The sequence below is a fragment of the Thalassoroseus pseudoceratinae genome (assembly GCF_011634775.1).
GTDB lineage: Bacteria > Planctomycetota > Planctomycetia > Planctomycetales > Planctomycetaceae > Thalassoroseus > Thalassoroseus pseudoceratinae.
In genome coordinates this window covers 1-369 of record NZ_JAALXT010000019.1, presented here as the reverse complement: position 1 = coordinate 369, position 369 = coordinate 1, and the positions used below count along the sequence as shown (strand labels likewise).

Genomic DNA, 369 nt, shown 5'->3' with positions numbered 1-369 from the left:
TGTGGACGGGTGCCAGAAGAGCAAGTCGGTTCCGCCGCCGCCATCGAAATCGCCAGTGACGACTTGTGTGAAATCGTTGCCATTGATCATGATTGTTGCGAACGGATTGTCTTGCACCGTGCCGTCTCCGAACACGATTCGGTGTTCCCCGCTGATAGGATCCCAGAAGAGCAAGTCATCCGCTTCGGCTCCCGCACCGGTGGGCATGGCATCGAAGTTGCCACTCACAACGTGCTGGTAGTTGCCGTTGATCACTTCGTTGTCCACACCTTCATCAACAACGGTCGCCATTTGCGGCGTCAATGGTGATGGTGCGTCGGCCGCGATCGTGTGTGGATGCGGACCATCCGGCGGGTCGATGCTGAAGTA

At 57.5% G+C, this 369-nt stretch carries 1 protein-coding gene; it reads right to left on the bottom strand.

Annotated elements, in window-relative coordinates; all coding sequences use genetic code 11:
* The coding region (locus G6R38_RS27745; RefSeq protein WP_166832139.1) for a hypothetical protein at positions 1–369 on the bottom strand (369 nt) is incomplete at both ends.